At 63.9% G+C, this 24,029-nt stretch carries 28 protein-coding genes; 17 read left to right on the top strand and 11 right to left on the bottom strand.

Going from position 1 to position 24,029, the window contains the following annotated elements; genetic code table 11:
• Window positions 1-5: 5 nt before the first annotated feature.
• A complete protein-coding gene (locus ACGYLA_RS04935; RefSeq protein ID WP_394430769.1) occupies window positions 6-599 on the top strand; it encodes a glutathione S-transferase family protein in 594 nt (197 codons plus the stop codon).
• Here ACGYLA_RS04935 and ACGYLA_RS04930 read toward each other — a convergent pair.
• On the bottom strand, window positions 596-1,774 hold the full coding sequence (locus tag ACGYLA_RS04930; protein ID WP_394430767.1) for a TIGR03862 family flavoprotein: 1,179 nt from the start codon (window positions 1,772-1,774) through the stop codon (window positions 596-598). The two genes, ACGYLA_RS04935 and ACGYLA_RS04930, sit on opposite strands and share 4 nt — an antisense overlap.
• Before the next feature lie 121 nt (window positions 1,775-1,895).
• Here ACGYLA_RS04930 and ACGYLA_RS04925 point away from each other — a divergent pair, with 121 nt between their 5' ends.
• The gene (locus ACGYLA_RS04925) at window positions 1,896-2,201 is read left to right on the top strand and encodes an HNH endonuclease (protein WP_231886283.1); all 306 of its coding nucleotides are present in this window, start codon (window positions 1,896-1,898) and stop codon (window positions 2,199-2,201) included.
• Here the strand turns inward: ACGYLA_RS04925 and ACGYLA_RS04920 are convergent.
• Window positions 2,198-2,812 (bottom strand): enoyl-CoA hydratase/isomerase family protein, encoded by a 615-nt coding sequence (locus tag ACGYLA_RS04920; RefSeq protein ID WP_394430765.1) that lies wholly within the window; start codon window positions 2,810-2,812, stop codon window positions 2,198-2,200. The two genes, ACGYLA_RS04925 and ACGYLA_RS04920, sit on opposite strands and share 4 nt — an antisense overlap.
• The gene (locus tag ACGYLA_RS04915; RefSeq protein ID WP_394430763.1) at window positions 2,809-3,558 is read right to left on the bottom strand and encodes an SDR family oxidoreductase; all 750 of its coding nucleotides are present in this window, start codon (window positions 3,556-3,558) and stop codon (window positions 2,809-2,811) included. The genes ACGYLA_RS04920 and ACGYLA_RS04915 overlap by 4 nt, the downstream gene beginning before the upstream one ends.
• 146 nt (window positions 3,559-3,704) lie before the next feature.
• Here ACGYLA_RS04915 and ACGYLA_RS04910 point away from each other — a divergent pair, with 146 nt between their 5' ends.
• The 6 genes from ACGYLA_RS04910 (at window position 3,705) to lpxK (ending at window position 9,992) form a co-directional block, all read left to right on the top strand.
• On the top strand, window positions 3,705-5,234 hold the full coding sequence (locus tag ACGYLA_RS04910) for a DUF2125 domain-containing protein (protein WP_394430761.1): 1,530 nt from the start codon (window positions 3,705-3,707) through the stop codon (window positions 5,232-5,234).
• A gap of 112 nt (window positions 5,235-5,346) precedes the next feature.
• A complete protein-coding gene (locus ACGYLA_RS04905; protein ID WP_394430759.1) occupies window positions 5,347-6,693 on the top strand; it encodes a TldD/PmbA family protein in 1,347 nt (448 codons plus the stop codon).
• Entirely contained in the window at window positions 6,686-7,462 is a 777-nt protein-coding gene (locus ACGYLA_RS04900) for a 3'(2'),5'-bisphosphate nucleotidase CysQ (protein WP_394430905.1), read from the top strand. The genes ACGYLA_RS04905 and ACGYLA_RS04900 overlap by 8 nt, the downstream gene beginning before the upstream one ends.
• Before the next feature lie 63 nt (window positions 7,463-7,525).
• The gene (locus ACGYLA_RS04895; protein ID WP_067262181.1) at window positions 7,526-7,768 is read left to right on the top strand and encodes a DUF4170 domain-containing protein; all 243 of its coding nucleotides are present in this window, start codon (window positions 7,526-7,528) and stop codon (window positions 7,766-7,768) included.
• 6 nt (window positions 7,769-7,774) lie between these two features.
• Entirely contained in the window at window positions 7,775-9,019 is a 1,245-nt protein-coding gene (locus ACGYLA_RS04890) for a 3-deoxy-D-manno-octulosonic acid transferase (protein WP_394430757.1), read from the top strand.
• Complete coding sequence (gene lpxK, locus ACGYLA_RS04885; protein WP_394430755.1) at window positions 9,006-9,992, top strand: tetraacyldisaccharide 4'-kinase; 987 nt, start codon at window positions 9,006-9,008, stop codon at window positions 9,990-9,992. Before ACGYLA_RS04890 ends, lpxK begins: the two co-directional genes overlap by 14 nt.
• Here the strand turns inward: lpxK and ACGYLA_RS04880 are convergent.
• The 3 genes from ACGYLA_RS04880 to ACGYLA_RS04870 are packed head-to-tail and all read right to left on the bottom strand — an operon-like array spanning window position 9,989 to window position 12,338.
• Window positions 9,989-11,107 carry a CaiB/BaiF CoA transferase family protein gene (locus ACGYLA_RS04880; protein WP_394430753.1) on the bottom strand — a complete coding sequence of 373 codons (1,119 nt, stop codon included), beginning with the start codon at window positions 11,105-11,107 and terminating at the stop codon, window positions 9,989-9,991. The two genes, lpxK and ACGYLA_RS04880, sit on opposite strands and share 4 nt — an antisense overlap.
• Window positions 11,107-11,793 carry a DsbA family protein gene (locus ACGYLA_RS04875; protein WP_394430751.1) on the bottom strand — a complete coding sequence of 229 codons (687 nt, stop codon included), beginning with the start codon at window positions 11,791-11,793 and terminating at the stop codon, window positions 11,107-11,109. Before ACGYLA_RS04875 ends, ACGYLA_RS04880 begins: the two co-directional genes overlap by 1 nt.
• A gap of 35 nt (window positions 11,794-11,828) precedes the next feature.
• Complete coding sequence (locus tag ACGYLA_RS04870; RefSeq protein ID WP_271688827.1) at window positions 11,829-12,338, bottom strand: DUF721 domain-containing protein; 510 nt, start codon at window positions 12,336-12,338, stop codon at window positions 11,829-11,831.
• 82 nt (window positions 12,339-12,420) lie between these two features.
• Here ACGYLA_RS04870 and mutY point away from each other — a divergent pair, with 82 nt between their 5' ends.
• From mutY to ACGYLA_RS04855, 3 genes are all read left to right on the top strand, one after another.
• Window positions 12,421-13,485 (top strand): A/G-specific adenine glycosylase, encoded by a 1,065-nt coding sequence (gene mutY / locus ACGYLA_RS04865; RefSeq protein WP_394430749.1) that lies wholly within the window; start codon window positions 12,421-12,423, stop codon window positions 13,483-13,485.
• A gap of 66 nt (window positions 13,486-13,551) precedes the next feature.
• Window positions 13,552-14,700, top strand: a complete 1,149-nt coding sequence (locus ACGYLA_RS04860; protein WP_394430747.1) for an alkane 1-monooxygenase — start codon at window positions 13,552-13,554, stop codon at window positions 14,698-14,700.
• A 68-nt stretch (window positions 14,701-14,768) separates the two neighbouring features.
• Window positions 14,769-15,194, top strand: coding sequence for a response regulator (locus ACGYLA_RS04855; protein ID WP_394430746.1), 426 nt, complete (start codon window positions 14,769-14,771; stop codon window positions 15,192-15,194).
• A 125-nt stretch (window positions 15,195-15,319) separates the two neighbouring features.
• Here ACGYLA_RS04855 and ACGYLA_RS04850 read toward each other — a convergent pair whose 3' ends face one another.
• The 3 genes from ACGYLA_RS04850 to ACGYLA_RS04840 all read right to left on the bottom strand — a co-directional run bounded on the left by ACGYLA_RS04850 (window position 15,320) and on the right by ACGYLA_RS04840 (window position 17,844).
• On the bottom strand, window positions 15,320-16,420 hold the full coding sequence (locus ACGYLA_RS04850; protein WP_394430744.1) for a site-specific DNA-methyltransferase: 1,101 nt from the start codon (window positions 16,418-16,420) through the stop codon (window positions 15,320-15,322).
• A gap of 88 nt (window positions 16,421-16,508) precedes the next feature.
• Window positions 16,509-17,138 (bottom strand): ribonuclease HII, encoded by a 630-nt coding sequence (locus ACGYLA_RS04845; protein WP_394419555.1) that lies wholly within the window; start codon window positions 17,136-17,138, stop codon window positions 16,509-16,511.
• A 124-nt stretch (window positions 17,139-17,262) separates the two neighbouring features.
• A complete protein-coding gene (locus ACGYLA_RS04840) occupies window positions 17,263-17,844 on the bottom strand; it encodes a hypothetical protein (protein ID WP_394430742.1) in 582 nt (193 codons plus the stop codon).
• A 217-nt stretch (window positions 17,845-18,061) separates the two neighbouring features.
• Between ACGYLA_RS04840 and ACGYLA_RS04835 the strand changes: the two genes are divergently transcribed.
• The 3 genes from ACGYLA_RS04835 (at window position 18,062) to ACGYLA_RS04825 (ending at window position 20,162) form a co-directional block, all read left to right on the top strand.
• Window positions 18,062-18,355 (top strand): hypothetical protein, encoded by a 294-nt coding sequence (locus ACGYLA_RS04835; RefSeq protein ID WP_394430740.1) that lies wholly within the window; start codon window positions 18,062-18,064, stop codon window positions 18,353-18,355.
• A 1-nt stretch (window position 18,356) separates the two neighbouring features.
• Window positions 18,357-19,031: a transcriptional regulator gene (locus ACGYLA_RS04830; RefSeq protein ID WP_394430903.1), complete on the top strand. Its 675-nt coding sequence runs from the start codon at window positions 18,357-18,359 to the stop codon at window positions 19,029-19,031.
• A gap of 108 nt (window positions 19,032-19,139) precedes the next feature.
• The gene (locus ACGYLA_RS04825) at window positions 19,140-20,162 is read left to right on the top strand and encodes an aspartate-semialdehyde dehydrogenase (protein ID WP_067266005.1); all 1,023 of its coding nucleotides are present in this window, start codon (window positions 19,140-19,142) and stop codon (window positions 20,160-20,162) included.
• Window positions 20,163-20,234: 72 nt separating this feature from the next.
• Here ACGYLA_RS04825 and ACGYLA_RS04820 read toward each other — a convergent pair whose 3' ends face one another.
• Window positions 20,235-20,885, bottom strand: a complete 651-nt coding sequence (locus ACGYLA_RS04820) for a carbonic anhydrase (RefSeq protein WP_322328477.1) — start codon at window positions 20,883-20,885, stop codon at window positions 20,235-20,237.
• Window positions 20,886-21,040: 155 nt separating this feature from the next.
• Here ACGYLA_RS04820 and ACGYLA_RS04815 point away from each other — a divergent pair, with 155 nt between their 5' ends.
• The 3 genes from ACGYLA_RS04815 (at window position 21,041) to ACGYLA_RS04805 (ending at window position 23,643) form a co-directional block, all read left to right on the top strand.
• Entirely contained in the window at window positions 21,041-21,418 is a 378-nt protein-coding gene (locus ACGYLA_RS04815) for a hypothetical protein (RefSeq protein WP_394430738.1), read from the top strand.
• A gap of 63 nt (window positions 21,419-21,481) precedes the next feature.
• Complete coding sequence (locus ACGYLA_RS04810) at window positions 21,482-22,864, top strand: leucyl aminopeptidase family protein (protein ID WP_394430736.1); 1,383 nt, start codon at window positions 21,482-21,484, stop codon at window positions 22,862-22,864.
• Window positions 22,861-23,643: a C40 family peptidase gene (locus tag ACGYLA_RS04805; protein WP_394430734.1), complete on the top strand. Its 783-nt coding sequence runs from the start codon at window positions 22,861-22,863 to the stop codon at window positions 23,641-23,643. Before ACGYLA_RS04810 ends, ACGYLA_RS04805 begins: the two co-directional genes overlap by 4 nt.
• Here the strand turns inward: ACGYLA_RS04805 and ACGYLA_RS04800 are convergent.
• The gene (locus ACGYLA_RS04800; protein ID WP_209218493.1) at window positions 23,640-23,987 is read right to left on the bottom strand and encodes a DUF2794 domain-containing protein; all 348 of its coding nucleotides are present in this window, start codon (window positions 23,985-23,987) and stop codon (window positions 23,640-23,642) included. The genes ACGYLA_RS04805 and ACGYLA_RS04800 overlap by 4 nt on opposite strands.
• Window positions 23,988-24,029: the final 42 nt, after the last annotated feature.

The following is a 24,029-nucleotide window of genomic DNA, read 5'->3' as shown; positions in this document are numbered from 1 at the left end:
ATTCAATGTACACAGTCATCGGCGGCACCAAGACCCGCGCCTTTCGCGTCATGTGGATGCTCGAAGAATTGGGCCAGCCCTACGATTTGAACCCCGCGGCACCCCGCTCGGACGAGGCGCGCAAATACAACCCTTCGGGCAAGATCCCGGCGCTGGTGGATGGCGATGAGGTGCTGACCGATTCCGTTGCCATCATGACCTATCTCGCCGACAAACACGGAGCGCTCACCGCCCCCGCCGGAACGCCCGCGCGGGCGCGGCAGGATGCGATGACCTTTTGGCTGATCGACGAATTCGACGCGGTGCTTTGGGCCGCGGCAAAGCACAGTTTCGTCTTCCCCGAAGAGGCCCGCGTGCCAGCGATCAAGGACAGTCTGAAGGCCGAGTTCGAACGCGCCGCCAAAACCCTGTCCGACCGGCTTGAGGGGCCGTTCCTGATGGGGGATCAGATCACCCTGCCCGACCTCTTGGCGGTGCATTGCATCAACTGGTCCATCGGCGCGAAGTTTCCACGGGTGGATGACAAGCTGAACCTCTGGGCGAAATCCCTGCGCGAGCGCCCCGCTTTCCTCGCCGCGATGACCAAGGAAAACGGTTAACCCCGCGCCCATTCCACAGCATGGCGGCCTGCCCAATGGCCGGTCGCCAGACAGCCGTTGATCAGATAGCCGCCCGTGGGCGCTTCCCAATCCAGCATTTCCCCTGCGGCAAAGACGCCCGGCAGCGCACGCAGCATCAGCCCCGCGTTCAGCGCGTCGAGCCGTATCCCCCCCGCCGTCGAAATCGCCTCATCCATCGGGCGCAGCCCGGCGTGGGCGATAGGCAGGTCTTTCAGCAAGGCGGCCAGCGCCTCGGCCTCCTGCGGCAGCGGGCGGGCCATCTCTTGCAGCAGCGCGATCTGGGCGAGGCTCAGCTTCAGCCGTTTGCGCAGATGGTTGGCCTGACTGTCCTTGCCGCGCGGCTTTGCCAAACGCGCCGCCACCTCGTCGGCCCGCAAGTCCGGCAGTAGATCAAGCGTCAGCCCCTGCCCCTCGCGCAGCCCGCGTGAGACGCTATAGATGCCGCCCCCCTCCAGCCCACGGGCCGAGATCACCGCCTCCCCGCGCGAGCGGTAGGGGCCCGCGCGCCACGCCACCCCTTTTAGCGCCGCGCCGAAATGACGGGTCATGTGTGGTGACCAATCGACCAGCAGCCCGACATTGGCCGGGGCGAAATCCTGCAGGTCCACGCCACGCGCCACCAGCAGGGGCGCCCATTCGCCAGTGGCGCCAAGCCGCCGCCAACTCGCCCCGCCAAGGGCCATCACCGTCACATCGGCCTCGACCGCTTCCCGCCCGCCGGGCGTATCAAAGGTGAATGCATCCCCTTCCCAGCCCCGCCAGTGCCAGCGGGTGTTGATCGTCACCCCGCCTTCAGCCAGCCGCGCAAGCCATGCCCGCAGCAGTGACGAGGCCTTCATCGCCCGGGGGAAAACCCGCCCGGTGGAGCCGGTAAAGACCGCTTGCCCCAGCCCTTCGGCCCAGTCCTGCACCGCTTGGGCATCGAAAGCCTCCAGCATGGGCCGCAAGGCTGGCTGCGCTTCTTCGTAGGCGGCGAGGAAGGGGGCCAAGGGCTCGGACTTGGTCAGGTTCAACCCGGATTTGCCTGCCATCAAAAACTTGCGCCCGACCGAAGGTTTCGCCTCACAAAGCGTGACCGACAGCCCCGCCTGCGCCATGACCTCTGCCGCCATCAGCCCCGCCGGGCCGCCCCCGATGACCAAGGCGCGGGTCACGCGGCGCGCCCTTGGGTCTGCTTGTCTGACGGGGAAGCCATGGGCCTGTCCTTGCCTTAGGGAGGATTTGACACATCCTCTTGCCTGCCGTGGCCCTGCAATGCAAGCGAAAGGGAAGACCGTGACCCAAGGCGAAACCGTGCCACATTGCCCGCTCTGCCACCGGCCCATCCCCGAGGACGTGCCGCAGAGCCTGCATCACCTGATCCCCAAACTGCGCGGTGGCAAGGGCGGACCGACGGTGCTGATGCATCACATCTGCCACCGCGAGGTGCACGCCGCCCTGACCGAGACCGAACTGGCGCGGCACTACAATACGCCCGAAGCGCTGCGCAGCCATCCCAGGTTGGCCAAATTCGCCGCATGGGTGGCGAAACGCCCGCCGGGCTTCCGCTCCAAAGTGCCCGGTGGCACGCGCAAACGTTAAGCGGGGCCGCACATCCGTTTGATTTCCTGCGCGACGTCCGGACTTGCCGCCACTGTGTCGGCGGCCAGCGCCTGCGCGTGTTCTTGCACCTCCTCCGCCGCGACGATGCGGTCGATCAGGCCAAAAGTCAGCGCCTCTTCCGCCGTGATCTTTTGCCCGCCCATCAGCAAAAGCTTGGTCCGCGCAGGGCCGATCAGCGCCGCCATCCGCGCCGGGTCAGAGGGCTGCGGCAGGAAGCCCAGCTTCATCACCGGATAGAAGAACTTCGCCCCCGGCGCCGCAATGCGCAGATCACAGGCCAGCGCCATGCCCATCGCACCGCCCGCCAACGTGCCGTTGAGCGCGGCGATGCTCAGCCCCGGCAGGGCGGCCACCGCACCCGACAGACGCTCCCAAACATCCGATTTCGCAAGGCCCGCGCGGGCTTCGTCCAGATCGGCCCCGGCGCTGAACACCTTGCCGCGCCCGGTCAGGATCACCGCGCGGGCGGCCTGCGCCTCTTCCATGATCTCGGCCAATTCGACCAGCATGGCATGGGTCAGGGAATTGGCCTTGTCGGGGCGGTTGATCGTGACGGTCCAGATGTCGCCCGCGCGGTCAAGCTCGATCATATCAGGCCCACCGCCTTGCGGATGCCTTCGTCGCGCAGGGAAATCTCATCACCCAAGAAACGATCCGCCTCCGGGCCGCACATCCACAGCAGCGCGCGGGCAGGCCAATCGGCGGGGATATGCACGTCCCAATCCAACTGGCTGACCGGGTTCACGCCGCTATCCTTGATGTCGCGTTGCATGTCTGTGGCCACGGTGCCGGGAGACAGGCCGATGGCGCGGATGCCGTTGCCGCCCTCTTCGTGGTGCAAACACTGGGTCAGCATATTCGCCGCCGCCTTGGAGGCGCAGTAATGGCTCCATGCCTCGACCGGGTTATGCGCCGCGCCCGAAGAGATCGTCAGCACCGTGCCGCCGCCGTTTTCCTTCATCAAGGGCAGCGCCGCCCGCATGCCGTGGAAGACCCCCGTGACATTGATGTTGATCGCCTTGGCCCAATCCGCGGGATCAGCCTCTCCCATGAGCGAGATCGGGTCGATCACGCCTGCATTGTTGATCAGAACGTCGAGGCCACCAAAAGCCCGGCGCGTGGTCTCGGCCGCCGAGGTCATCTCGTTATAGCGGGTCACGTCGCAGGGGATGGCGATGGCCTGTTTGCCCAGTTCTCCGGCCAATTCGGCGATGGCATCCTGACTGCGCGCCAACAGGGCGACATTGCCGCCCGCCTCGGCGAACACGCGCGCGGCGGCGGCGCCGATGCCCCGGCTGGCGCCGGTAATCATGATCGTCTTGCCTGTCATGTCCATGGGGGGGGGATCCTTCCGCTTGTTTTGTACATTGCTTGAGGGCTGTGGTAATCTGCCGATCAACCCGGGTCTAGCCTCGCATCGCTTGACCCTGCGCGGGGATTGGCAGACCCTATGCGTAACTCATTGCCGAAAAGGATTTTCCGATGTCTCGCATTTCCACCGCGTCGCTGTTCCTCGCCCTGCCGGTCACGCTGGCTTCGACGCCCCTCTGGGCCGATCTGACCCCTTCCGACGTCTGGGGCGATTGGCGCCAGTATATGGAGAGCATGGGCTATGAGGTCGAGGCAAGCGAAGCCTTCAACGGCGATGACCTGACCGTCAGCGATGTGACCCTAAAGATGGACATGGCCGAAGAGGGCGGCGATTTCTCCATGTCGCTCGGCACGCTGAGCTTTGAGCCCGAAGGCGACGGGGCGGTCAATATCCGCATGCCCACCGTCATGCCGATGACGATCAACGTCGCGCCCGAAACGCCCGAGGATGAACCGGTGTCGATGGTATTGAACTACGCCCAGACCGCGCCGGTGATGCGCGCCAGCGGCAGCGCCGAGGCACTGCAATACGACTATGCCGCCGACAGCATTTCGCTCACGCTGGCCGGGCTCAAAGTGGGCGAGCAAAGCTATACCGAGGAAGAAGCCAAGTTCACTCTGATCGGCACCGGCGTCAGCAGCCGGACCGAGATGACCGGGACCGAGACGCGCCGCTATGACCAATCGGGCCGCATCGACAGCCTGCAATATGACGTGGTGATGAAAACCCCCGAAGACCCGGCCCGCGTCGCCGTCACAGGCGGGGTCGATCAGGTGGTCTTTGACGGCAGCGGCACCTTGCCGATGATCGACGCAGGCGCCGACGTGGCCGCGATGATGCGCGAAGGCCTTGCCTTCGACGGCAGCTTTACCGCTGGCGCGGGCCGCACCGACATGCAGGTTTCCGACCCTGAGAATGGGGAGTTTCAACTGATCTCAAGCTCGACCGGGGCAAAACTCGGCGTGGCCATGGGGCCTGAGGGGCTTTCTTATGACGGCGGCCAGCAGGACATCGAAGTCAGCGTGACCGCCGCCGACATGCCCTTCCCGATCCAGTTCAGCATGGCAGAGAGCGCCTTTAACCTCAAAATGCCGGTGTTGAAGTCCGAAGAGCCGCAGGATTTCGCCTTTGGCGTCACACTCGACCGTTTTGAGATGTCGGACATGATCTGGGGCATCTTCGACCCCACCGGCCAATTGCCCCGCGATCCGGCGACCTTGGTCGTGGACCTGTCGGGCAAGGCCAAACTGCTGTTCGAACTGATGGACCCCGAAGTCACCGCCACCATGGGCGATGAGGCCCCGGGCGAGATTCACGCGCTGAAGGTGAACGAAGTGTCGCTGGACGTGGCCGGGGCTGAGTTCGACGCCTCGGGCGCGATCACCTTTGACAATGACGATATGCAAACCGTGCCCGGCATGCCGAAACCCGTGGGCGCGCTGGACCTGTCGCTGGTCGGCGGCGTGGCCCTGCTCGACAAATTGGTGGCGATGGGCCTCGTGCCGCAGGATCAGGCGATGGGCGCGCGGATGATGATGGGCCTCTTCACCGTACCGGGCGAGGGCGAAGATTCCCTGACCTCCAGAATTGAGTTCACCGAAGAGGGCGGCATCCTCGCCAACGGTCAGCAGATCAAATAACCGGCGGCGCGGCCCTGCGCCGCGCCTGCCCTATCTGGGAAAATAGAGCCCAGCCCTTGCCCCGCGCGGGGCAGGGGATTACCCCTTTTCCAACCCCAAGAGGAGCCAGACCATGCCAGACGCCCTTGATGCATTGACCAAGTCCCTCCTTCATGCGGCGACCAAAGCCGGGGCGGATGCGGCCGATGCCATGGCGATCACGGCAAGCTCTGTCTCGATCGAAGTGCGCGGCGGGGCGCTGGAACAGGCCGAACGCTCCGAAGGAACGGACATCGGGCTGCGGGTCTTCGTCGGCCAACGCTCGGCCAATGTCTCGGCCTCCGACACGTCATCGCGCACGATCGAAGAGATGGCCGAACGCGCCGTCGCCATGGCCCGAGAAGCGCCCGAAGACCCTTATTCCGGGCTGGCCGATCCCGATCAACTCTCACCCCGCCGCGATGCCGAAGAGCTGGAGCTTTGCGACCCCACGCCCGAACCCTCCCCCGAAGCCCTGCAAGAGGACGCCGCCCGCGCCGAAGCCGCCGCGCTGGCCGTCAAAGGTGTCAGCCAAGTGCAATCGGCAGGCGCAGGCTATGGCGCGCAAGAGATTTACCTCGCCGCGACAAACGGGTTCGAGGGCGGCTATGCCCGCAGCGAACGCGGGCTGTCCTGTGTCGCCATCGCAGGCAGCGGCACCGGGATGGAGCGGGACTACGACGGCGACAGCCGCATCTTTCAGGCCGATCTGCGCGACGCGCAGGAGATCGGCACACGCGCGGGCGAACGCGCGCTGGCGCGGCTCGATGCCCGCAAGCCCCCCACCGGCAGCTACCCGGTGCTGTTTGACGAACGCATCGCCGCCTCGCTGATCGGGCATCTCTTGGGGGCGATCAACGGTCAGGCGATTGCGCGCGGCGCGTCTTTCCTGCGCGATGCCAAGGGCGAACAGGTGCTGCCCGAAGCCCTGTCCCTGATCGAAGACCCGACCCGCATCCGCGCCACCGGCTCGCGCCCCTTTGACGCCGAAGGGCTGCCGACCCAGCGGCGGGCCATCGTCGAAAAGGGCATCTTGCAAGATTGGACACTCGACCTCGCCACCGCCCGCAAGCTGGAACTCAGCCCCACCGGCAACGCCGCGCGCGGCCCCGGCTCTGGCCCGCAGCCGTCGAACTGGAATATTGCGCTGACCCAAGGCGAGGCCAGCCGCGACGATCTGATCGCCGAGATGGGTACCGGGCTTTTGGTGACCTCCATGATCGGCAGCACGATCAACCCCAACACGGGCGACTATTCGCGCGGCGCCTCTGGCCTCTGGGTTGAGAATGGTGAGATCACCCATGCGATCAACGAATGCACCATCGCGGGCAATCTGCGCGACATGCTGCGGGCGATGATCCCCGCCAATGACGCGCGCATGCATCTTAGCCGCGTCGTGCCTTCGCTGCTGGTGCCGGGAATGACCCTTGCCGGTGCCTGAGGACGATCTCACCCTCCTGATCGACGCCGCCCGCAAGGCGGGTGCCGTGGCGCGCGGCTTTGTCGGGGCCACGGCGAAACGCTGGGACAAGCCCGATAACGCAGGCCCGGTGACCGAAGCCGATCTGGCAGTGAACGATCTGCTGCTGTCGGAGTTGCGCGGCGCGCGGCCCGACTATGGCTGGCTGTCTGAGGAGACGGAGGACAATACCGACCGGCTGAGGCATGAGCGGGTGTTCATCATCGACCCGATCGACGGCACCCGCAGCTTTGTCGAGGGGTCCGACACTTGGGCCCATTCGCTGGCGGTGGCCGAGGGCGGCGCGGTGACGGCGGCAGTGGTCTATCTGCCAATGCGCGACATGCTCTATGCCGCGCGCCGGGGCGGTGGCGCCACGTTGAACGGCGCGCCGATCCGCACCTCCGAGGTCAGGGATCTGGCCGAGGCGACAGTGCTTGCCGCGCGGCCCGCGCTGGTGGCCGAACGCTGGCACGGCGGCGCGGCACCGGTGTTCAAACGCAGCTACCGCCCCTCGCTCGCCTACCGTATGGCGCTGGTGGCCGATGCCTCTTTCGACGCGATGATCACCCTGCGCCGCACATGGGAATGGGACATCGCCGCAGGCACGTTGATCGTGGCCGAGGCGGGCGGTACCTGCACCACCGCGACGGGCGGGGCGCTGAGGTTCAACAACCGCGACCCGCGTGTCGATGGCATCGTGGCGGGTGGCCCTTCGGTGCAGCGCGCGCTGATCGACGCCCTTGCGTGACCGGCCTCATCTGCTAGGCACTATGCGCAGCACCGCAGCTTTGACAGATCAAAGGACAGCTCCATGACCCAACGCCTGCACCTTGTTTTCGGTGGCGAACTTGTCGATCCCACCAAGAACGCGTTCAAGAATGTCGACGACATCCATATCGTCGGGATCTTCCCCAATTATGCCAGCGCCTATGACGCATGGAAATCCGAAGCGCATCGTACCGTCGATAACGCGCATATGCGCTATTACATCGCCCATCTGCACCGCCTGCGCGACGAAGAGACATCGGCCTCGCCCACCGAAGAGCTGGAATAAACCACCATGGCGGCGCGGTCGCTGGGGCTTGCAGCCTATCGCGCCCTCGTGCGCCGGGGCGGGGCCGAAGACGCGCCGCCCTATATCCCGCGCCCCGAAGGTGAGCTGGTCTGGATGCATGCCGCCGAAGCGGGCAATGTTTTGGCCGTGCTCGACCTTGCCAAACGGTTCATGGCGATGCGCGACCGGGTCGCGGTGCTGGTCACCCTCTCGGAAAGCGCGGCGGCCCAAGACCTGGCAACGAGCGATACGCGCGATCTGTTCATCCTCCCCGCCCCCAGCGAACACCCCGACAACGTGGCGCGGTTCCTTGACCATTGGCGGCCCGATTTCTGCCTGTGGACATGGGGCGGGCTGAGGCCCAACCTCGTGTTGGAGACCGCAGCGCGCGACTGCCCGATGATGATGATCGACGCCGACAGCGCCGGTTTCGATGGCCGCCGCGACCGCTGGCTGCCCGATGTGACGCGGCAGTTGCTGGCGGCTTTCGATCAGGTGCTGGCCCGTTCCCCCGCCGTGCTGCGCCGTCTCGTGCAACTGGGCCTGCCGCGCAGCAAGGGGCAGGTGACCTCGCCGCTGCTGGCGGGTGGTCAGGCGCTGCGCTGTGCGGAATCGGATTTGGCGGATATGTCGGCCTGTCTGGTCGGGCGTCCGGTTTGGTATGCCACCCAAGTGCTGGCCGAAGAGATACCTGTCGTGCTCACCGCCCATCGCCAAGCGCTGCGCCTGTCGCACCGCTTGCTCCTTATCCTGCACACCCATGATTACCCGACCGCCGATATCGCCTATGAGCGCGCCCGCGCGCGGGGGTTCACCACGATGCGGTGGGGCGATGACCCCTACCCCGACGAGACGACGCAGGTCATGGTGGCGGACGATCCCGGCGACCGGGGGTTGTTCTTTCGGGTGGCGCCGGTGTCTTTCCTCGGGTCTTCGCTGGTCTCGGGCCACGGCGGCTGCGACCCGTTTGAGGCCGCGGCGCTTGGCTCGGCGGTCCTATACGGCCCCAAGGTGCGCAACTTCCTACCCTCCTACGGGCGGCTCGCCACGGCGGGGGCGGCGCGGATCGTGAATGACGCGGGCGCGCTCGGCAATGCGGTGTCGCGGTTGATCGCGCCGGATCAGGCGGCCACGATGGCCCATGCGGGCTGGGACGTGATCAGCGAAGGGGCCGAACTGGCCGATAGGGTGATTGAAATGGTGCAAGACCGGCTCGACGAACAAGCGGGAGCATCCGATGCGCGCGCCTGATTTCTGGCACCTGCCCCGCCCCGACTGGCGCGCGCGGCTGTTGCAACCGCTGGGCGCGCTTTATGCTACGGCGACCGCGCGGCGACTGGCGGGCGGCACGCCGCTACGACTGGGGGTGCCGGTGATCTGCGTCGGCAATATCAACGCGGGCGGCACCGGCAAGACGCCCACGGTGATAGCGGTGCTGCAATATCTGCTGGAGCGCGGCCACCGCCCGCATGTCGTCTCACGCGGCTATGGCGGCACGCTGGAGGGGCCGGTGCGGGTCGATCCCACACAGCACGGCGCAGAGGAGGTCGGGGACGAGCCGCTGCTGTTGGCCGCCTTTGCAGAGGTCTGGGTCGCCCGTGACCGCGCGGCGGGGGCGCAGGCCGCCGAGGCGGCGGGGGCAACGGTGGTGGTGCTGGATGACGGTTTTCAGAACCCCGCGCTGGTGCAGGACCTGAGCATCGTCGTGGTAGATGCGGTCAAAGGGTTCGGCAACGGCCTCTGCCTGCCCGCCGGGCCGTTGCGTGAGCCTGTCGCGGCGGGGCTGGCGCGGGCCGATCTCTTGCTCTCCATCGGGGATGAGGCGGCCCAAGCGCGCTTTGCGAAACGGCTGCCAAAGACAGACCTGCCCCATGCGCGCGCCGAACTCGCGCCGCTGCAAACCGGAATGGATTGGTCGGATTCCCAAGTGCTCGCCTTTGCAGGCATCGGCCATCCTGAGAAGTTTTTCGCCACGCTGCTCGGGCTGGGGGCAACGATCCTTCACGCCGAGGCACTGGAGGATCACCAGCCGCTGACCTCGCGGCTGATGCTGCGGCTGGAGGCCGAGGCCGCGATGCGCTGCGCACAGCTTGTCACCACCGAGAAAGACGCGGTGCGCCTGCCGATGGAGTTCCGTGCCAAGGTGCTGACCCTGCCGGTGCGCCTGTCCCTGCCCGAAGGCAACGCGCTGCACGCAGCGCTGGACAGGCTGCCACCGCCTTAGGCCTTGTTGTCTTCGCCCAGTTTCGGCGCAGGCCGGTGCAGCGAAAGCTCGGCCCCCGAAAAGGTGAAGGGCGAGCGCAGCCCCGGCACCCCGTCGAGCTCGATCTGCATGCCCCGCGCCACGACCTGCGGATCGGCCATGACATCGGCCATGTCATTGATCGGCCCGGCAGGCACGCCATGCGCTTCGCAAGCGGCCAAAAGGTCGTCACGGCTGCGCAGACGGGTCGCCCCGGTCAGGCGGCGGATCATCTCGGGCCGGTTGGCAACCCGGTCGGCGTTCTTGAGGTATTCCGGCGCGGTGGCCATGTCGTCCAACCCCAGCAACTGACACAGACGCTGATATTGCCCGTCATTGCCCGTGGCGATGATGAGATGGCCGTCGGAACATTCAAACACCTCATAAGGCGTCAGGTTGGGATGCGCGTTGCCCATCCGTGTCGGTGCCTTGCCGGTGGTAAGATAGTTCATCGCCTGATTGCCGGTGATCGCCACGGCGCAATCCAAAAGCGCCATATCGATATGCTGGCCGACGCCGGTTTGGTTACGCTGGTGCACGGCGGCCAGAATCGCGGTGCTGGCATAGACCCCGGTAAAGATATCGGTGATCGCCATGCCGGACTTCTGCGGCTGGCCGTCCGGCTCCCCGGTGATCGACATCAGGCCGGACATGCCTTGAATGATGAAATCATAACCCGCGCGATGGGCATACGGCCCCGTGTGGCCGAAACCCGTGATCGAACAATAGATCAGTTTCGGGAACTGGGCAGACAGGCTGGCATAGTCCAACCCGTATTTCGCCAATCCCCCGGTCTTGAAATTCTCGATCAGGATATCCGCATCGGCCAAAAGCTCTTTGACCTGCGCCTGACCTTCCTCAGTGCGAAAATCCACGGTGACCGAGGCTTTGCCCCGGTTGGTTGAGTGGAAATAGGAAGCGGTGACATCCTCGTCCCGGGTGACGAAGGGTGGCCCCCATTGGCGGGTGTCATCCCCCGCCGGGCTTTCCACTTTGATCACCTCGCATCCGAGGTCCGACAGTGTCTGACCGGCCCAAGGGCCAGCCAGAACACGCGCCAATTCGACGACTTTCAGTCCTGCAAGCGGTGCGGTCATTAGCCAGCCAGCGCTTCGTCGAGGATTTCCTTCATGTCGGCATAGGACATGTTGGCGTGTTTCTTGCCGTCGATGACAAAGCTCGGCGTGCTCGAGATGTCATCCTCTTTGGCGTTCTCGGTGTACCATGCCACCAGCGCCTCGGCTTTTTCACCGTCTTTCAGGCATTCATCCAGCGTCTCGTTATCAAGGCCGGCCAGACGGCCAATCTTGCGCAGCTCATCGACGATGGCGGCAGGTTCGCCCGCGCGGGTCCATTCGCTTTGCGATTTGTAGATCAGGTCAGCGATGCCAAAGAACTTCTCCTGACCGCCGCAGCGCGCCACCATGGAGGCCCAGAGACCGTAGCGGTCGAAATAGACTTCGCGGTAGATGAACTTGACCTTGCCGCTGTCGATGTAATCGGCCTTCAGCTTTTTGAAGGTGTCGTTGTGGAAGGTCGCGCAATGCGGGCAGGTGAAAGAGGCGTATTCGACAACCGTCACCGGCGCGTTCTCATCACCCAAGACCATCTCGGTGATGCCGGAGGTGTCGACTTCGCCCTCGGTCGTTTGCGCATTCGCAGCGCCGACGAAGGGGGTCAGCGCAGTGCTGCCGAGGGGGGCCGAGCCAAAGCTGCTGGCAGCGAACCAGCCGCCGACGCCAAGGGTGGCAAGACCGCCAAGGATTACGTTTCTGCGATTCATAGGATGTTCCTTCCGTTTGACCAGCTATCAGATCGTCAGCTTTGGTTCTTGTTCAATATGTTCTCGCCCAGACGTGCAAGGGCCTCGCGCAGCCCCTCATCGGCCACCGGCTTGGCGGCTTCGGCTGCTTTTTGTTGCAACGCGGGGTTGGGGCGGGGCTTCTCGCCCTTGGGCTTGTGATCGAAAGCGACGCGCCCCTCGGCAAATCCGGTCGCCGCCGTCTGGGTGATCCGCACCCGCGCGATGGCGTTGTAGCCGTAGACCGCGTTGACCCGCGCGCGCAGTTGCTCTTTCTGCATTTCCAGCATGGGCGCATTGGCCCCGGTGGTCAGCAGGGTCAGGGTGGCACCGATGCCCTCCTTGCGGCCATAGCTGACCTCGACAGGGCGCGAGATGGCGGCGGTTGCCTCGCCCGCGATCTCGGCCCAATGGGTCAGCAGGCGGGATTGCGCAAAGCCGCGCGTCTCGCTCGCCTTGCGGATCTGTTGCGAGAGCAGGCTGTTGGTGCGTTTGAACCCTTTTGTAGTCGTACGACGTGGCGGCATGGCTTTGTTTCCCGAATGTGCTGACATACATAACCATTTGCCCCAGCGTCACCAGCCCCTGCCCCGTCGAAAGGCCTAAACATTGCGTGAGAAAACCCGCGTCAGCGAGCTGCCGCCGATCCTGCTAGAGTGGTACGACACCCATGCCCGCGCCCTGCCATGGCGGGTGCCGCCACAGGACCGGATCGCCGGGGTCATGCCCGACCCCTACCGCATCTGGCTGAGCGAGGTCATGTTGCAGCAAACCACCGTGGCCACGGTAAAGGATTACTTCGCGCGGTTCACCGCCCGCTGGCCGGATGTCGCCGCCCTCGCCGCCGCCGAGGATGCCGATGTGATGGCCGAATGGGCCGGGCTTGGCTATTACGCCCGCGCCCGCAACCTGCTGAAATGCGCCCGCGTGGTGGTGGATGAGCATGGCGGCAACTTCCCCGCGGATCACGACGCGCTGCTGAAACTGCCGGGGATCGGACCCTATACGGCGGCGGCGATTGCCTCCATCGCCTTCGATTTGCCCCATGCGGTGCTCGACGGCAATGTGGAGCGGGTGATGGCGCGGGTCTATGACATCCACACGCCCCTGCCCGCCGCCAAGCCCGAGTTGATGGCCCGGGCCGCCGCCCTGACCCCGGCGGCCCGGCCCGGCGACTATGCCCAAGCGGTGATGGATCTGGGCGCCACGATCTGCACCCCGAAATCCCCCGCCTGTGGCATTTGCCCTTGGCGCGATCCCTGCGCCGCGCGGGCGCAAGGCACGGCGGCGCTCTTGCCCAAGAAGACGCCGAAGAAACCGAAACCCATCCGTCACGGCACGGTCTATCTGGCAGAGCGCGAGGATGGTGCATGGCTGCTAGAGACGCGGCCCGAAAAGGGGCTGCTTGGCGGCATGCTCGGCTGGCCCGGCTCCGACTGGGTCGACACATCCGAGCCGCGCCCCGAAGGCACACCGCCCATGTCCGCCGATTGGCGCGCCCTGCCGGGTGAGGTGCGCCACACCTTCACCCATTTCCATCTTATGTTGACGGTGCAGCACGCGCGGGTCGGCCATGATGCCGCGCCGCAAAACGGTGAATTCATCGGTCAGAACCAGTTCCGCCCCAGCGATCTGCCCACCGTCATGCGCAAAGCCTTCGACCTCGCGCGCTAGCGCCGCGTCAGGCTTTGAGCCTCGGGGAAACTGCGGTATATCTGGCGCGCAACTATGAGGTGCCCCATGGCCAACCGCATCATCGCCGCCCAAGACCTCGCCCGCCTGTCGCGCGCCCTGCCTTTCTGGATGTCCCTGCTGCTGATCCCGCTGGCGTGGTTCTGTGCGGTGCAGGGCGGCTGGACCATCGCGCTGCTGCCGCTGGTGACATGGTATCTGTTTTCAATGCTCGACGCGGTGCTGGGGCTGAACCTCGACAACGCCGATCTAGAGGCGACGGAGGATGATCTTTATTGGTACCGCCTCGTCACCCTGCTCTGGACCCCGCTGCAATTCCTGACCGTCTTTGGCCTGATCTACTACGCCACACGCGCCGGGCATCTTGGCACGGCAGAGCGGATCTTTCTGTTCTTCGGCGTGGGCGTTATCACCGGCACCATCGGCATCAACTACAGCCATGAGCTGATGCACCAACGTAACAAGACCGAGCGGCGGCTGGCGGATATCCTGCTGGCCATGGTGCTTTATTCGCATTTCCGGTCTGAGCATCTATTGGTGCACCACCGCCATGTCGGCACCCCGCGCGACACGGTGACGGCGCGCTACAACGAAGGGTTTCATCGCTTCTACCCCCGCGTGCTGCGCGACTCGCTGACCTCGGCCTTTCAAGCGGAAGAGAACATGCTGGCCCGCAAGGGGTTGCCTTGGACTGATCCGGGCAATCCCTTTTTCAAATACTGGGCGCTGCAAGCCACCTTTTTGCTGCTGGCGCTGATCTTGGGCGGTTGGAGCGGGCTGGGCCTGTTCCTTGTTCAAGCCGGGGTGGCGATCTGGCAATTGGAACTGGTCAATTACATCGAACACTACGGGCTGACGCGCAAACATCTGGGCGGCGGAAAATATGAACATGTCCAGCCACGCCATTCGTGGAACGCGGCGCATAAGGCCAGCAACTGGCTGCTGATCAACTTGCAACGCCATTCCGATCACCATTACAAACCCGACCGGCGCTTTCCGGTCTTGCAGACCTATGGCACGGGCGATGCGCCGCAGCTTCCTTACGGCTATCCGGTGATGACCATGGCCGCCATGGTGCCGCCACTGTGGCGGCGCATCATGAACCCGCGCGTCCGCAAATGGCGCGAGATGTATTACCCCGAGATTACCGACTGGAAAGCCTACAACAAGGCCAGCAACCCCCTGCCCCGTCTCTGATCACGGCAACGCAAAGTTAAACTTTGCCTGTCAGATATGCTGCGATTGTTACCAGTGGAGTGGTACTGATGCAGCACCAGCAAACGCCCGCGCGGGCGGCCTATGATGGCACCTGTCTGATCGTCGAAGACAGTGAGTTTGACCGAGAAAGACTGCGCCGCGTTCTGGCCCGCGCCTATGGCGGGATGCGGGTCGAATTCGCCCCCAGCATCGAAGCCGCCCGCAGGGCACTCCGCGCCGGTGACAAGGCGCTGATCCTGCTCGACAACAACCTACCCGATGGGCTGGGCGCGAATTTCGCGCTGGAACTGGCCTGCGACAATCGCCATGCGCAGACCCCCGTTATCATGCTCAGCGATTGGCCCTCTCCCATCATGTGGGAAAAGGCTGCCTCTGCCGGGGTGCTTTATGTCGTAAATAAATCCGACTTCGATGCCAGCTACCTTGCCGCCGCGCTGCGCGAGCTTCAGGGTCGCAATCGGCATATGCATTAGCCCAGCCGCACGGGCAGAACCAAAAAAAACCCCGCCATTGGGCGGGGTCAAGGTAGGCACCCGTGTGCATGCCCCTCACGCAGAGGGGCCACGGGTGCCGGCGGTGTTCGATTATCCGGGGTGGATCAGTTCGCCATCTCGGCTCTGATCTGCTGACGCAGAATGTCGATGGGGACATTCTTGCCGTCTTTCTTGTAGCACCAATAGGTCCAGCCGTTGCAGCTTGGCGCTTTCTCATAGGCCGCGCCCACCTGATGGATCGACCCTTTGACATCGCTGCCAATGAGGGTGCCATCGGCACGGACCTTGGCCTTGTGGCGGCCATTCATGGAATAAAGGTTCTCGCCCGGACGCAGCATGCCACGCTCGACCAACTGGCCGAAAGGCACACGCGGCTCGGCGCGTTTGGAAGTGGTGGTTTGCAGTGCTTCGTTATCGAATTTGCGCACCATCGCGATCCGCTTTTCGGCCACCTTGCGATAGGCTTCCTCACGTTCGATCCCGATGAAATCGCGGCCCAGCATCTTGGCCACGGCGCCGGTGGTGCCGGTGCCGAAGAACGGGTCGAGGATCACGTCGCCGGGGTTGGTCGAGCCGACAAGGATGCGGTGCAGCAGGCTTTCGGGTTTTTGCGTCGGATGCGCCTTTTCGCCCGACTCATCCTTCAGACGCTCATGGCCGGTGCAGATCGGCAGCACCCAATCGCTGCGCATCTGGATGCCTTCGTTCAGCGCCTTCAGCGCCTCATAGTTGAAGGTGTATTTGCTGTTCTCGCTCTTCCCGGCCCAGATCATCGTCTCATGGGCATTGGTAAAGCGCTTGCCACGGAAGTTCGGCATCGGGTTCGACTTGCGCCAGACCACATCGTTGAGGATCCAAAAGCCCTGATCCTGAAGCGCCGCGCCGACGCGGAAGATGTTGTGATAGCTGCCGATCACCCAGATTGCGCCATCGGGCTTGAGCAGACGCCGCGCGGCTTTAAGCCATGCGCGGGTGAATTCGTCATAGGCTTTGAAGCTGGCGAATTGGTCCCATTCGTCATCAACTGCATCGACCTTGGAGTTGTCGGGGCGATGCAAATCACCTCGCAACTGCAAGTTGTAGGGCGGATCCGCGAAGATCAGATCCACCGATTCTGCTGGGAGGGCGTTCATTGCCTCAATGCAATCGCCCGCAACAATAGTGTTCAAGGGAAGCGCCGCAGCGCCCTTTGTCATCGTTTTCATATCTCTGCCTCATTACCCGGCGCTTAAGCGCTCATTGGTTGTGGATAAAATGAGCCATCAGAGAATCGTGGTCAATTTCTTTTTTGAATCAATCGGTTAACAAATTGGCTTGATACAAGATATTGTGTACCGGTTTGAACAAACGTCTATGGTGTGGGGTGACACCAAGATCCTGCAGGGCGGCGATGTGGCTTTTCGAGCCATAGCCCATATTGGTTTCCCAACCGTAACCCGGATGCTGTTGCGCCAAATCCACCATGAGGTTATCGCGCACGGTTTTCGCAACGATAGAAGCCGCCGAGATCGACAGACAGCGCGCATCGCCCTTCACCACAGGTTGCGCGGGCAGCGCCAAATCACGCGGAAGCATATTGCCGTCGATCAGCGCATAGTCCGCTTTGCAGGCCAAACCGGCCAAGGCGCGGGTCATGGCCAGATGGCTGGCACGCAAGATGTTGTGTTCTTCGATCTCTTCGACCGTGGCATGGGCCACGCAGACCACGGCGACCGACATGATCTCTTCATAAAGCTTTTCACGGGCGCGGGCGGTCAGTTTCTTGGAATCGTTCAGCCCCTGAGGGATCTGCCCTTCGGCAAAGACCACGGCAGCGGCAGTGACCGGCCCGGCCAGCGGGCCACGGCCCACTTCGTCCACACCGGCGATGGTGCGAAAGCCGCGGGTCATCGCCCCGCGTTCGAGTTCATAGTCAGGTATCATGGGGCTGGTGAAACCGCATGCGCCCAAAAGGTGCAACAAAAAAGAGAAAGGGGAGGCGCCCGAACACCCCCCCTTTCAAAACCCGAGCGACAGGGACGTGCCGCTCGGTCAAGGCACGTCGGAGTTACCGACGCGCCAAGCTGTAACCCGAGTCGCGCAGACAGCGGGCGTCATAGCCGTAGCGCGCGCCCTCGGCGGTACTGACGCGTTTGGCACAGTAGCGAGGCAGGCGATCGGCATAGGCGTAATTCTTTTCAAGGCAGGGCTCGCCAAACATCATGACCTTGCCCTCATCGCCCTCATAGCTGCGGAAACACTGCTGCGGCAGCAGCTTGCGGTCCACGCGCTCAGGCAGGGGGCGCACTTCGCGCTCGGGGTAGGTGGCACGGTCGCGATCAGGGCGGGTCCAGTCGTCGCGGCGCGGCGCGGGGCGCGGATCGACATAGGGGCGCGGATGGGGCCGCTTGGAAACCGTCGGGTAATACCGGGGCGCCTCATAGACCGGCGCGGCGCGGCGGCGGGTCACGGTCTCACGCTCTTTGCGCTCTTTGTTGTTGTCGTAGATCATCTTGCCCACGATCGCGACACCCGCAATCGCGGCGAGCGTGCGCAGCACCTCTTTTTCATCGGCAGCAGCCGGGCGGGCGCCAAAGGCAGTGATGGCAACCGACAGGGCGGCGATGGTAGCAATGAACTTGCGGTACATGGGTCTGGTCCCTTCTCGTTATCGGCGCGTTTCGCTGCGCCCTTGATCCTCTGCGGCCATAACTCGGGGGCCGCGTATCGGTCCGTGTGTCTGTTGGTGCCACCAAATTGGGATGAGGGCCAAAGACAGGCAATAACAGGGGGTCGTTATCCAATAACAAGACACTCAAAACGCCTTGGTTATTGAATATCAGCGGGCGAAAGCGCATTAAAAACATATGAAAAACCCATGTCTCTCCTTGCTGACCGCGCTGGCGGTCATTCTGGCCCTGCCCGCCGCGGCAACAGCCGGATGCTTTGCCGATTACAAGGCCAAGCAAGACAATCCGCTGCGCCTTCACTATGGGGTGGCGCAGATCTCCGGGGCCTGTGAGCCAGCCTCCGCCGAAACCGAACTCACGCCGCGTCTTGCAGCGGAGGGCTGGACATTGTTGAATGTGCTGTCTGTTTTCGATGACGAAGGCTTGGATCAAAGGAAAGACAGTGCAGGAACATTCTACCTCCGCTTCTGACATGCGCAGATTTGGCGGGCGTTTCGTGATCGGCGGCATCGCCGCCGTGGTCGCCGTGCTTTTGGTAGGGGCGCTTGTCCTGCTTTGGGCGCTGCCGGATGCGAACGTTTTTAACGCGCGGGTCGAGCGGATCTTTATCGAAAATGACGATCTGACCACCCAGGCCGAGATCAAGCTGCTGGAAATCCTCGCCCAGTCCGGCACCGCCTTTTCCGAGACTTTGGCCAGCTATCGCATCGTGATCGTGGTGCTCTTGGTCTTTGCCAGCGCCATGCTGGTCGCGGCGATGGTGTTTCTGTTCATGCTGATCGGCTTCAACCGCCGCATGGCCCAGATCGAGCGGACGGGCATTCAGGTGAACTCTCTGCTGATCAGCCGGGAAGAGAATACCGTCTATCTCAACAACCTCGGCTTCAAACTGACGGCTGCTGCGATGGAGACGATGTCGATCCTTGCCGAGGCGCGGATGGATGACGACGTGCTTTCGGGCTCTGAGATCGAAGGTATGATCTCGGGCCGCAGCCCTGCCGACTGTGATGAGGCCGCGGGTGCCACGCGGATCAAGCGCCTGCGCGACACGCTTGGCAACCAGCTGGTGTCGGAACTGCTGGTCAAGAACATCGCCCGGCGCGGCTATATGCTGGCGATCAACAAGGACGTGATCAAGGTTCTCTGACCCCGGCAAAGCACCGCCCTGCCCCGCCCTCACGCGGCTGGCCCTAGCCAATGCCCCGCAGGCACGTTAAATGGCGTCAAATTAAATTGGACAGACTGGAGTAATCAGATGGGTTATCGCGTCGCCGTCGTCGGTGCCACAGGCAATGTGGGCCGTGAAATGTTGAACATCCTTGCGGAGCGTCAGTTCCCCGTGGACGAGATCGTGGCCCTTGCCAGCCGCCGTTCGCTCGGGACTGAGATCACCTTCGGGGACAAGACCCTCAAGACCAAAGACCTCGACACTTTCGATTTCACCGGCTGGGACATGGCGCTTTTCGCCGTGGGCTCTGAAGCGACCAAGAAATACGCGCCTGCCGCTGCCAAAGCGGGCTGCGTGGTGATCGATAACTCGTCGCTCTACCGCTACGACAACGAAGTCCCGCTGATCGTGCCGGAGGTGAACCCCGAAGACGTGCACGGTTATTCCAAAAAGAACATCATCGCCAACCCCAACTGCTCCACCGCGCAGATGGTCGTGGCGCTGAAGCCGCTGCATGACCGCGCCAAGATCAAGCGCGTCGTGGTCAGCACCTACCAGTCGGTTTCCGGCTCGGGCAAAGAGGCCATCGACGAGCTTTGGGACCAGACCAAATCGGTCTACAACCCGACCGACAATTACGAGGCCAAGGTCTACCCCAAGCAGATCGCCTTTAACGTGATTCCGCATATCGACGTCTTCCTCGAAGACGGGTCGACCAAGGAAGAATGGAAAATGGTCGCCGAGACCAAGAAGATCGTCGACCCGTCGATCAAGGTCACCGCGACCTGCGTGCGCGTGCCGGTTTTCGTGGGCCATGCGGAATCGATCAACATCGAATTCGAAGACCACCTCGATGAAGCCGAAGCCCGCGACATCCTGCGCGAAGCGCCGGGCATCATGGTAATCGACAAGCGCGAAGACGGCGGCTACGTCACGCCGGTGGAATGCGTCGGCGATTTCGCGACCTTCATCAGCCGCATCCGTCAGGACAGCACCATCGACAACGGCATCAACCTGTGGTGCGTCAGCGACAACCTGCGCAAGGGTGCCGCCCTGAACGCCGTGCAGATCGCCGAGCTGCTGGGCCGCGAAGTGCTGAAAAAGGGCTGAGGTTCAGCCCCAGCTTAGGAACAAGAAAGGGGGCCAAGCGGCCCCCTTTTTCGTTCTACGATTCATCGACGGTCAGACCGGCTCAAACGCGCCCAATTCGGGCAGGTAATGCTCCAACCCGCCCTCGCCGATGTCGGTCCACAAACCGTGCAGCGACAACTCGTCCTTATCGACCGCCTCTTTCAGCCATGGGAAGGTCATCAGGTTTTCCAGCGAGGTGACAACGGCGAGCTTCTCGAGCTGACGCTCCTGCTCGCGCTTGTCCTTGATGCTGGACACGGAATCGAAGGTCGGGCGCAGGATGTCCATCCAGCGGCCCACGAAACTGTCTTTCTTCTCAAGCTCCGGCGCCTCGCCCCGGCACATGGCGGCACAGCCCGCCACACCGCCGCAGCTGGAATGGCCCAACACGATCACATGCGCGACCTTCAGCGCCGTCACCGCATATTCGATCGCCGCCGAGGTGCCGTGCTGGTTGCCGTCGGGCTGGTAAGGCGGCACGAGGTTGGCGATGTTGCGGTGAATAAAGAACTCGCCCTGATCGGCCCCGAAGATCGAGGTCACATGCACCCGGCTGTCGCAGCAGGAAATCACCATGGCGCGTGGATGCTGCCCTTCGGAAGCAAGGCGGCGATACCACGACTGGTTTTCGGCATAGCCGGTCGCCTTCCACCCCTGATAGCGTTGCAACAGATACGACGGCAGAGCCTTGGCCTTGTCCATGTGTACACGTCCCCTAATGCGTGATGCGGTTTTAGCGCAGATAGCGCAAATGCCATACGAATTCGAGAGAAAAGGCACAATCATCGCAACCCTTTGCACACCTTCATGCGCCATATTGCCCCTGAGGCCGTGGGGGCGATCGAAGGATGACAGGAATGCAACTTATGCAAATTCGCCCGACCGAACAGGTCTGCGTCGATCAAGAGCGGCTCGCGCTGCTCTACACACAACTGGGTGAGGTGGGGGCCGAAGATGTCCTCTGCCGCGCGATGGAGGAATTGGCCCTGCGCCTGTCCCATTGCAAAAGGCTGCACGAGGGCCAAGACCGCGCCGGGCTGCGCAAAAGCGTGCACCGCCTGATCGCCATCGCCGATCAAATCGGCATGGCGCTCGTCGCCCGGGTGGCGGCGGATGTGATGGTCTGTATCGACGCCGGGGATGACATCGCCACGGCGGCCACGCTGTCGCGCCTGATCCGCAGCGGCGAACAGTCGTTGACCGCGATATGGGACTTGCCAGAGATCACGATCTGATCGCTTGCGGGTGGCGATGGAAAAGGTAGGCTGCGCGCAAATCCAGATTTGCAAAGGTTTGCCATGTCCGCCGAATTCGCCGCCCCCTCCGCCAATGCCCTGCCGCTTCATGTCTTGAGCGAGACCGCGCTTGAAGGCTGGCTTGCCGATCAGCCCGGCGCTGTGCAGGCATGGGTGAAGGCCAGCGGCTTTGTGGGCGGCCTTGGTCAGGCGCTTGTCGTGCCGGGTGCCGAGGGCGCGCCGGTGATGGCACTGGCGGGCTACGGGTCCGAGGCTGCCCGCCGCAGGGGCCGCTTTCACCTCGCCGCCGCTGCGGCCAAGCTTCCTGCCGGGGATTACCGGATCGAACGCGGCCTGCCCGAGGATCAGGCGGCGACAGAGGCGCTTGGCTGGCTGCTGGCGGGCTATCGTTTCGACCGCTACCGCGAGCAGTCCCCGCTGACTGCCCGCCTTGTCGCGCCCGAGGGGGTCGACGCCGAACAGATCACCGCGCTGGCCACGGGTGAGGTGCTGACCCGCGACCTGATCAACACACCCGCCTCTGACATGGGGCCGCCCGATCTTGAAGCCGCCGCGCGCAACCTGGCCGAGCAGCATCGCGCGAAGATCGAAGTGACCACCGGCGATGCCCTTCTGGAAAACAACCTGCCGATGATCCACACCGTGGGCCGCGCCGCCGACCGCGTGCCGCGGCTGATCGACATGGCATGGGGCGAGGCGGGGCCAAAGCTGACGTTGGTGGGCAAGGGCGTCTGTTTTGACACCGGCGGGCTGAACCTCAAGCCCGGCGCGTCGATGGCGCTGATGAAAAAGGACATGGGCGGGGCCGCCGCCGTGCTGGGGCTGGCGCATATGATCATGGCCACCGGCATGGAGGTGCAGCTTCGCGTGCTGATCCCGGCGGTTGAGAACTCCGTTTCCGGCAACGCCTTCCGCCCCGGCGACATCCTGACTTCGCGCAAGGGGCTGACGGTTGAGATCAACAATACCGATGCCGAGGGGCGTCTGGTGCTGGCCGATGCGCTGGCGCTGGCGGATGAAGACAGGCCCGATCAGATCATCTCAATGGCGACGCTGACCGGGGCCGCGCGGGTGGCCGTGGGGCCGGACCTTGCGCCCTATTACAGTGACGACGCCGCCTTCGTCTCGGCTTTGGAAAGCGCCGCTGCCGGGTCTGCCGATCCGGTCTGGCGGATGCCTTTCCACGACGCCTACGAGGCGCTGATCGAGCCCGGCATCGCCGACCTCGACAACGCGCCCAAGGGCGGCTTTGCCGGGTCGATCACCGCCGCGCTCTTCCTGCGCCGCTTTGTAACCGACAGCAAATACGCGCATTTCGACATCTACGGCTGGCAACCTGCCGACGCCCCCGCCCGCCCGAAAGGCGGCACCGGCCAAGGCACCCGCGCGATCTATGCCGCCCTGCCTGCCTTGCTGAAATCATGAGCGACCCGCGTCTTACCCCGGACCCGGCGCTGGCGACCCAGAACCGCCCTGCGCAGGTGGCGGTGCCGGTGGCCGACCTCTGCCGCCGCCCTGACGGGCCACGCGACCGGCAGCTGTTGTTCGGCGAGCAGGTGACCGTGCTGCATGAGGCGTCGGGCTGGACCTATGTGCAGGCCGAGAAGGATGGCTATTGCGGGCATGTTCTGCAAAGCACCCTTGGCACCCCGCGCAGCGCCACCCACCGCGTCTGCGTGCCTGCCACCCATGCCTATCGCGACGCCGATCTGAAATCGCCGGACGTGCTGAGCCTCAGCTACGGTGCGCGCGTCACGGTGACGGCAGAGACCAAGGATTTCGCCGAAACCCCGCAGGGGCACATTCCGCTGGGCCATCTTGCCCCCGTCGAGAGCCGAGAGGCCGACCCCGCGCAGATCGCCGCGCTGTTCCTTGGCACGCCCTATCTCTGGGGCGGCAACAGCCGTTGGGGGATCGATTGTTCGGGCCTCGTGCAAGCGGCGCTGCTGGCCTGCGGCATCCCCTGCCCCGGTGACAGCGACCAACAGGAAAAGACCGTGGGCGCCCCCGTCAGCGACGCCTATCAACGCAATGATCTGTTGTTCTGGAAAGGCCATGTGGCGCTGGTGGTGGACGGCGAGACGATGATCCACGCCAATGCCCACGCCATGGCCGTGAGCTATGAAAACATCGCCGAGGCCATCGCCCGGATCGAAGCGGGCGGGGACGGCCCGGTGACGGCACATCGCCGCCCCGGCGTTTAATCTACTGCTCGGATCAGCTTGCGCTCCAACACGCGCAGCACGGCCTTCAGGTCATGGCCCCGGCGCAGCACCTGCCCACCCGTGCCCACCACCGCATACATCCCCTGCCGGTTGCGCAGCTTGGGCCGCTTTTCGATCCGGTAAAGCGGTATCTCAGCCGTGCGGCGAAAGACGGAAAAGACGGCCACGTCCTTAAGGTGCGAAATCCCGTAGTCCCGCCACTCCCCCGCCGCGACCATACGCCCGTAGAGCGATAGGATCAGCGACAGTTCGGTGCGGTGAAAGGCGACCTGTTCGGCAGGGCGCTCGAAAGCCGTGATCGGCGATGGGGGCTCTATGCTCATGGCTTTACAGTTGACCCTGACGGGGGCCAAATCAAGCCCTGA

The sequence above is a fragment of the Sulfitobacter sp. 1A13679 genome, from assembly GCF_043557115.1.
Classification (GTDB): domain Bacteria; phylum Pseudomonadota; class Alphaproteobacteria; order Rhodobacterales; family Rhodobacteraceae; genus Sulfitobacter; species Sulfitobacter faviae.
Note: the sequence above shows the minus strand (reverse complement) of the source record. Positions and strands in the feature narration are given on the sequence as shown.

What these genes read in the sequence shown, in the direction of transcription:
- ACGYLA_RS04935 (WP_394430769.1), top strand. Translation starts at nt 6, where the DNA reads ATGTACACAGTCATCGGCGGCACCAAGACCCGCGCCTTTCGCGTCATG.
- ACGYLA_RS04920 (WP_394430765.1), bottom strand. Translation starts at nt 2,812, where the DNA reads ATGATCGAGCTTGACCGCGCGGGCGACATCTGGACCGTCACGATCAAC.
- ACGYLA_RS04915 (WP_394430763.1), bottom strand. Translation starts at nt 3,558, where the DNA reads ATGGACATGACAGGCAAGACGATCATGATTACCGGCGCCAGCCGGGGC.
- ACGYLA_RS04910 (WP_394430761.1), top strand. Translation starts at nt 3,705, where the DNA reads ATGTCTCGCATTTCCACCGCGTCGCTGTTCCTCGCCCTGCCGGTCACG.
- ACGYLA_RS04905 (WP_394430759.1), top strand. Translation starts at nt 5,347, where the DNA reads ATGCCAGACGCCCTTGATGCATTGACCAAGTCCCTCCTTCATGCGGCG.
- ACGYLA_RS04895 (WP_067262181.1), top strand. Translation starts at nt 7,526, where the DNA reads ATGACCCAACGCCTGCACCTTGTTTTCGGTGGCGAACTTGTCGATCCC.
- ACGYLA_RS04890 (WP_394430757.1), top strand. Translation starts at nt 7,775, where the DNA reads ATGGCGGCGCGGTCGCTGGGGCTTGCAGCCTATCGCGCCCTCGTGCGC.
- lpxK (WP_394430755.1), top strand. Translation starts at nt 9,006, where the DNA reads ATGCGCGCGCCTGATTTCTGGCACCTGCCCCGCCCCGACTGGCGCGCG.
- ACGYLA_RS04880 (WP_394430753.1), bottom strand. Translation starts at nt 11,107, where the DNA reads ATGACCGCACCGCTTGCAGGACTGAAAGTCGTCGAATTGGCGCGTGTT.
- ACGYLA_RS04875 (WP_394430751.1), bottom strand. Translation starts at nt 11,793, where the DNA reads ATGAATCGCAGAAACGTAATCCTTGGCGGTCTTGCCACCCTTGGCGTC.
- ACGYLA_RS04870 (WP_271688827.1), bottom strand. Translation starts at nt 12,338, where the DNA reads ATGCCGCCACGTCGTACGACTACAAAAGGGTTCAAACGCACCAACAGC.
- ACGYLA_RS04860 (WP_394430747.1), top strand. Translation starts at nt 13,552, where the DNA reads ATGGCCAACCGCATCATCGCCGCCCAAGACCTCGCCCGCCTGTCGCGC.
- ACGYLA_RS04855 (WP_394430746.1), top strand. Translation starts at nt 14,769, where the DNA reads ATGCAGCACCAGCAAACGCCCGCGCGGGCGGCCTATGATGGCACCTGT.
- ACGYLA_RS04850 (WP_394430744.1), bottom strand. Translation starts at nt 16,420, where the DNA reads ATGAAAACGATGACAAAGGGCGCTGCGGCGCTTCCCTTGAACACTATT.
- ACGYLA_RS04845 (WP_394419555.1), bottom strand. Translation starts at nt 17,138, where the DNA reads ATGATACCTGACTATGAACTCGAACGCGGGGCGATGACCCGCGGCTTT.
- ACGYLA_RS04840 (WP_394430742.1), bottom strand. Translation starts at nt 17,844, where the DNA reads ATGTACCGCAAGTTCATTGCTACCATCGCCGCCCTGTCGGTTGCCATC.
- ACGYLA_RS04835 (WP_394430740.1), top strand. Translation starts at nt 18,062, where the DNA reads ATGAAAAACCCATGTCTCTCCTTGCTGACCGCGCTGGCGGTCATTCTG.
- ACGYLA_RS04830 (WP_394430903.1), top strand. Translation starts at nt 18,357, where the DNA reads ATGCGCAGATTTGGCGGGCGTTTCGTGATCGGCGGCATCGCCGCCGTG.
- ACGYLA_RS04825 (WP_067266005.1), top strand. Translation starts at nt 19,140, where the DNA reads ATGGGTTATCGCGTCGCCGTCGTCGGTGCCACAGGCAATGTGGGCCGT.
- ACGYLA_RS04820 (WP_322328477.1), bottom strand. Translation starts at nt 20,885, where the DNA reads ATGGACAAGGCCAAGGCTCTGCCGTCGTATCTGTTGCAACGCTATCAG.
- ACGYLA_RS04815 (WP_394430738.1), top strand. Translation starts at nt 21,041, where the DNA reads ATGCAACTTATGCAAATTCGCCCGACCGAACAGGTCTGCGTCGATCAA.
- ACGYLA_RS04810 (WP_394430736.1), top strand. Translation starts at nt 21,482, where the DNA reads ATGTCCGCCGAATTCGCCGCCCCCTCCGCCAATGCCCTGCCGCTTCAT.
- ACGYLA_RS04805 (WP_394430734.1), top strand. Translation starts at nt 22,861, where the DNA reads ATGAGCGACCCGCGTCTTACCCCGGACCCGGCGCTGGCGACCCAGAAC.
- ACGYLA_RS04800 (WP_209218493.1), bottom strand. Translation starts at nt 23,987, where the DNA reads ATGAGCATAGAGCCCCCATCGCCGATCACGGCTTTCGAGCGCCCTGCC.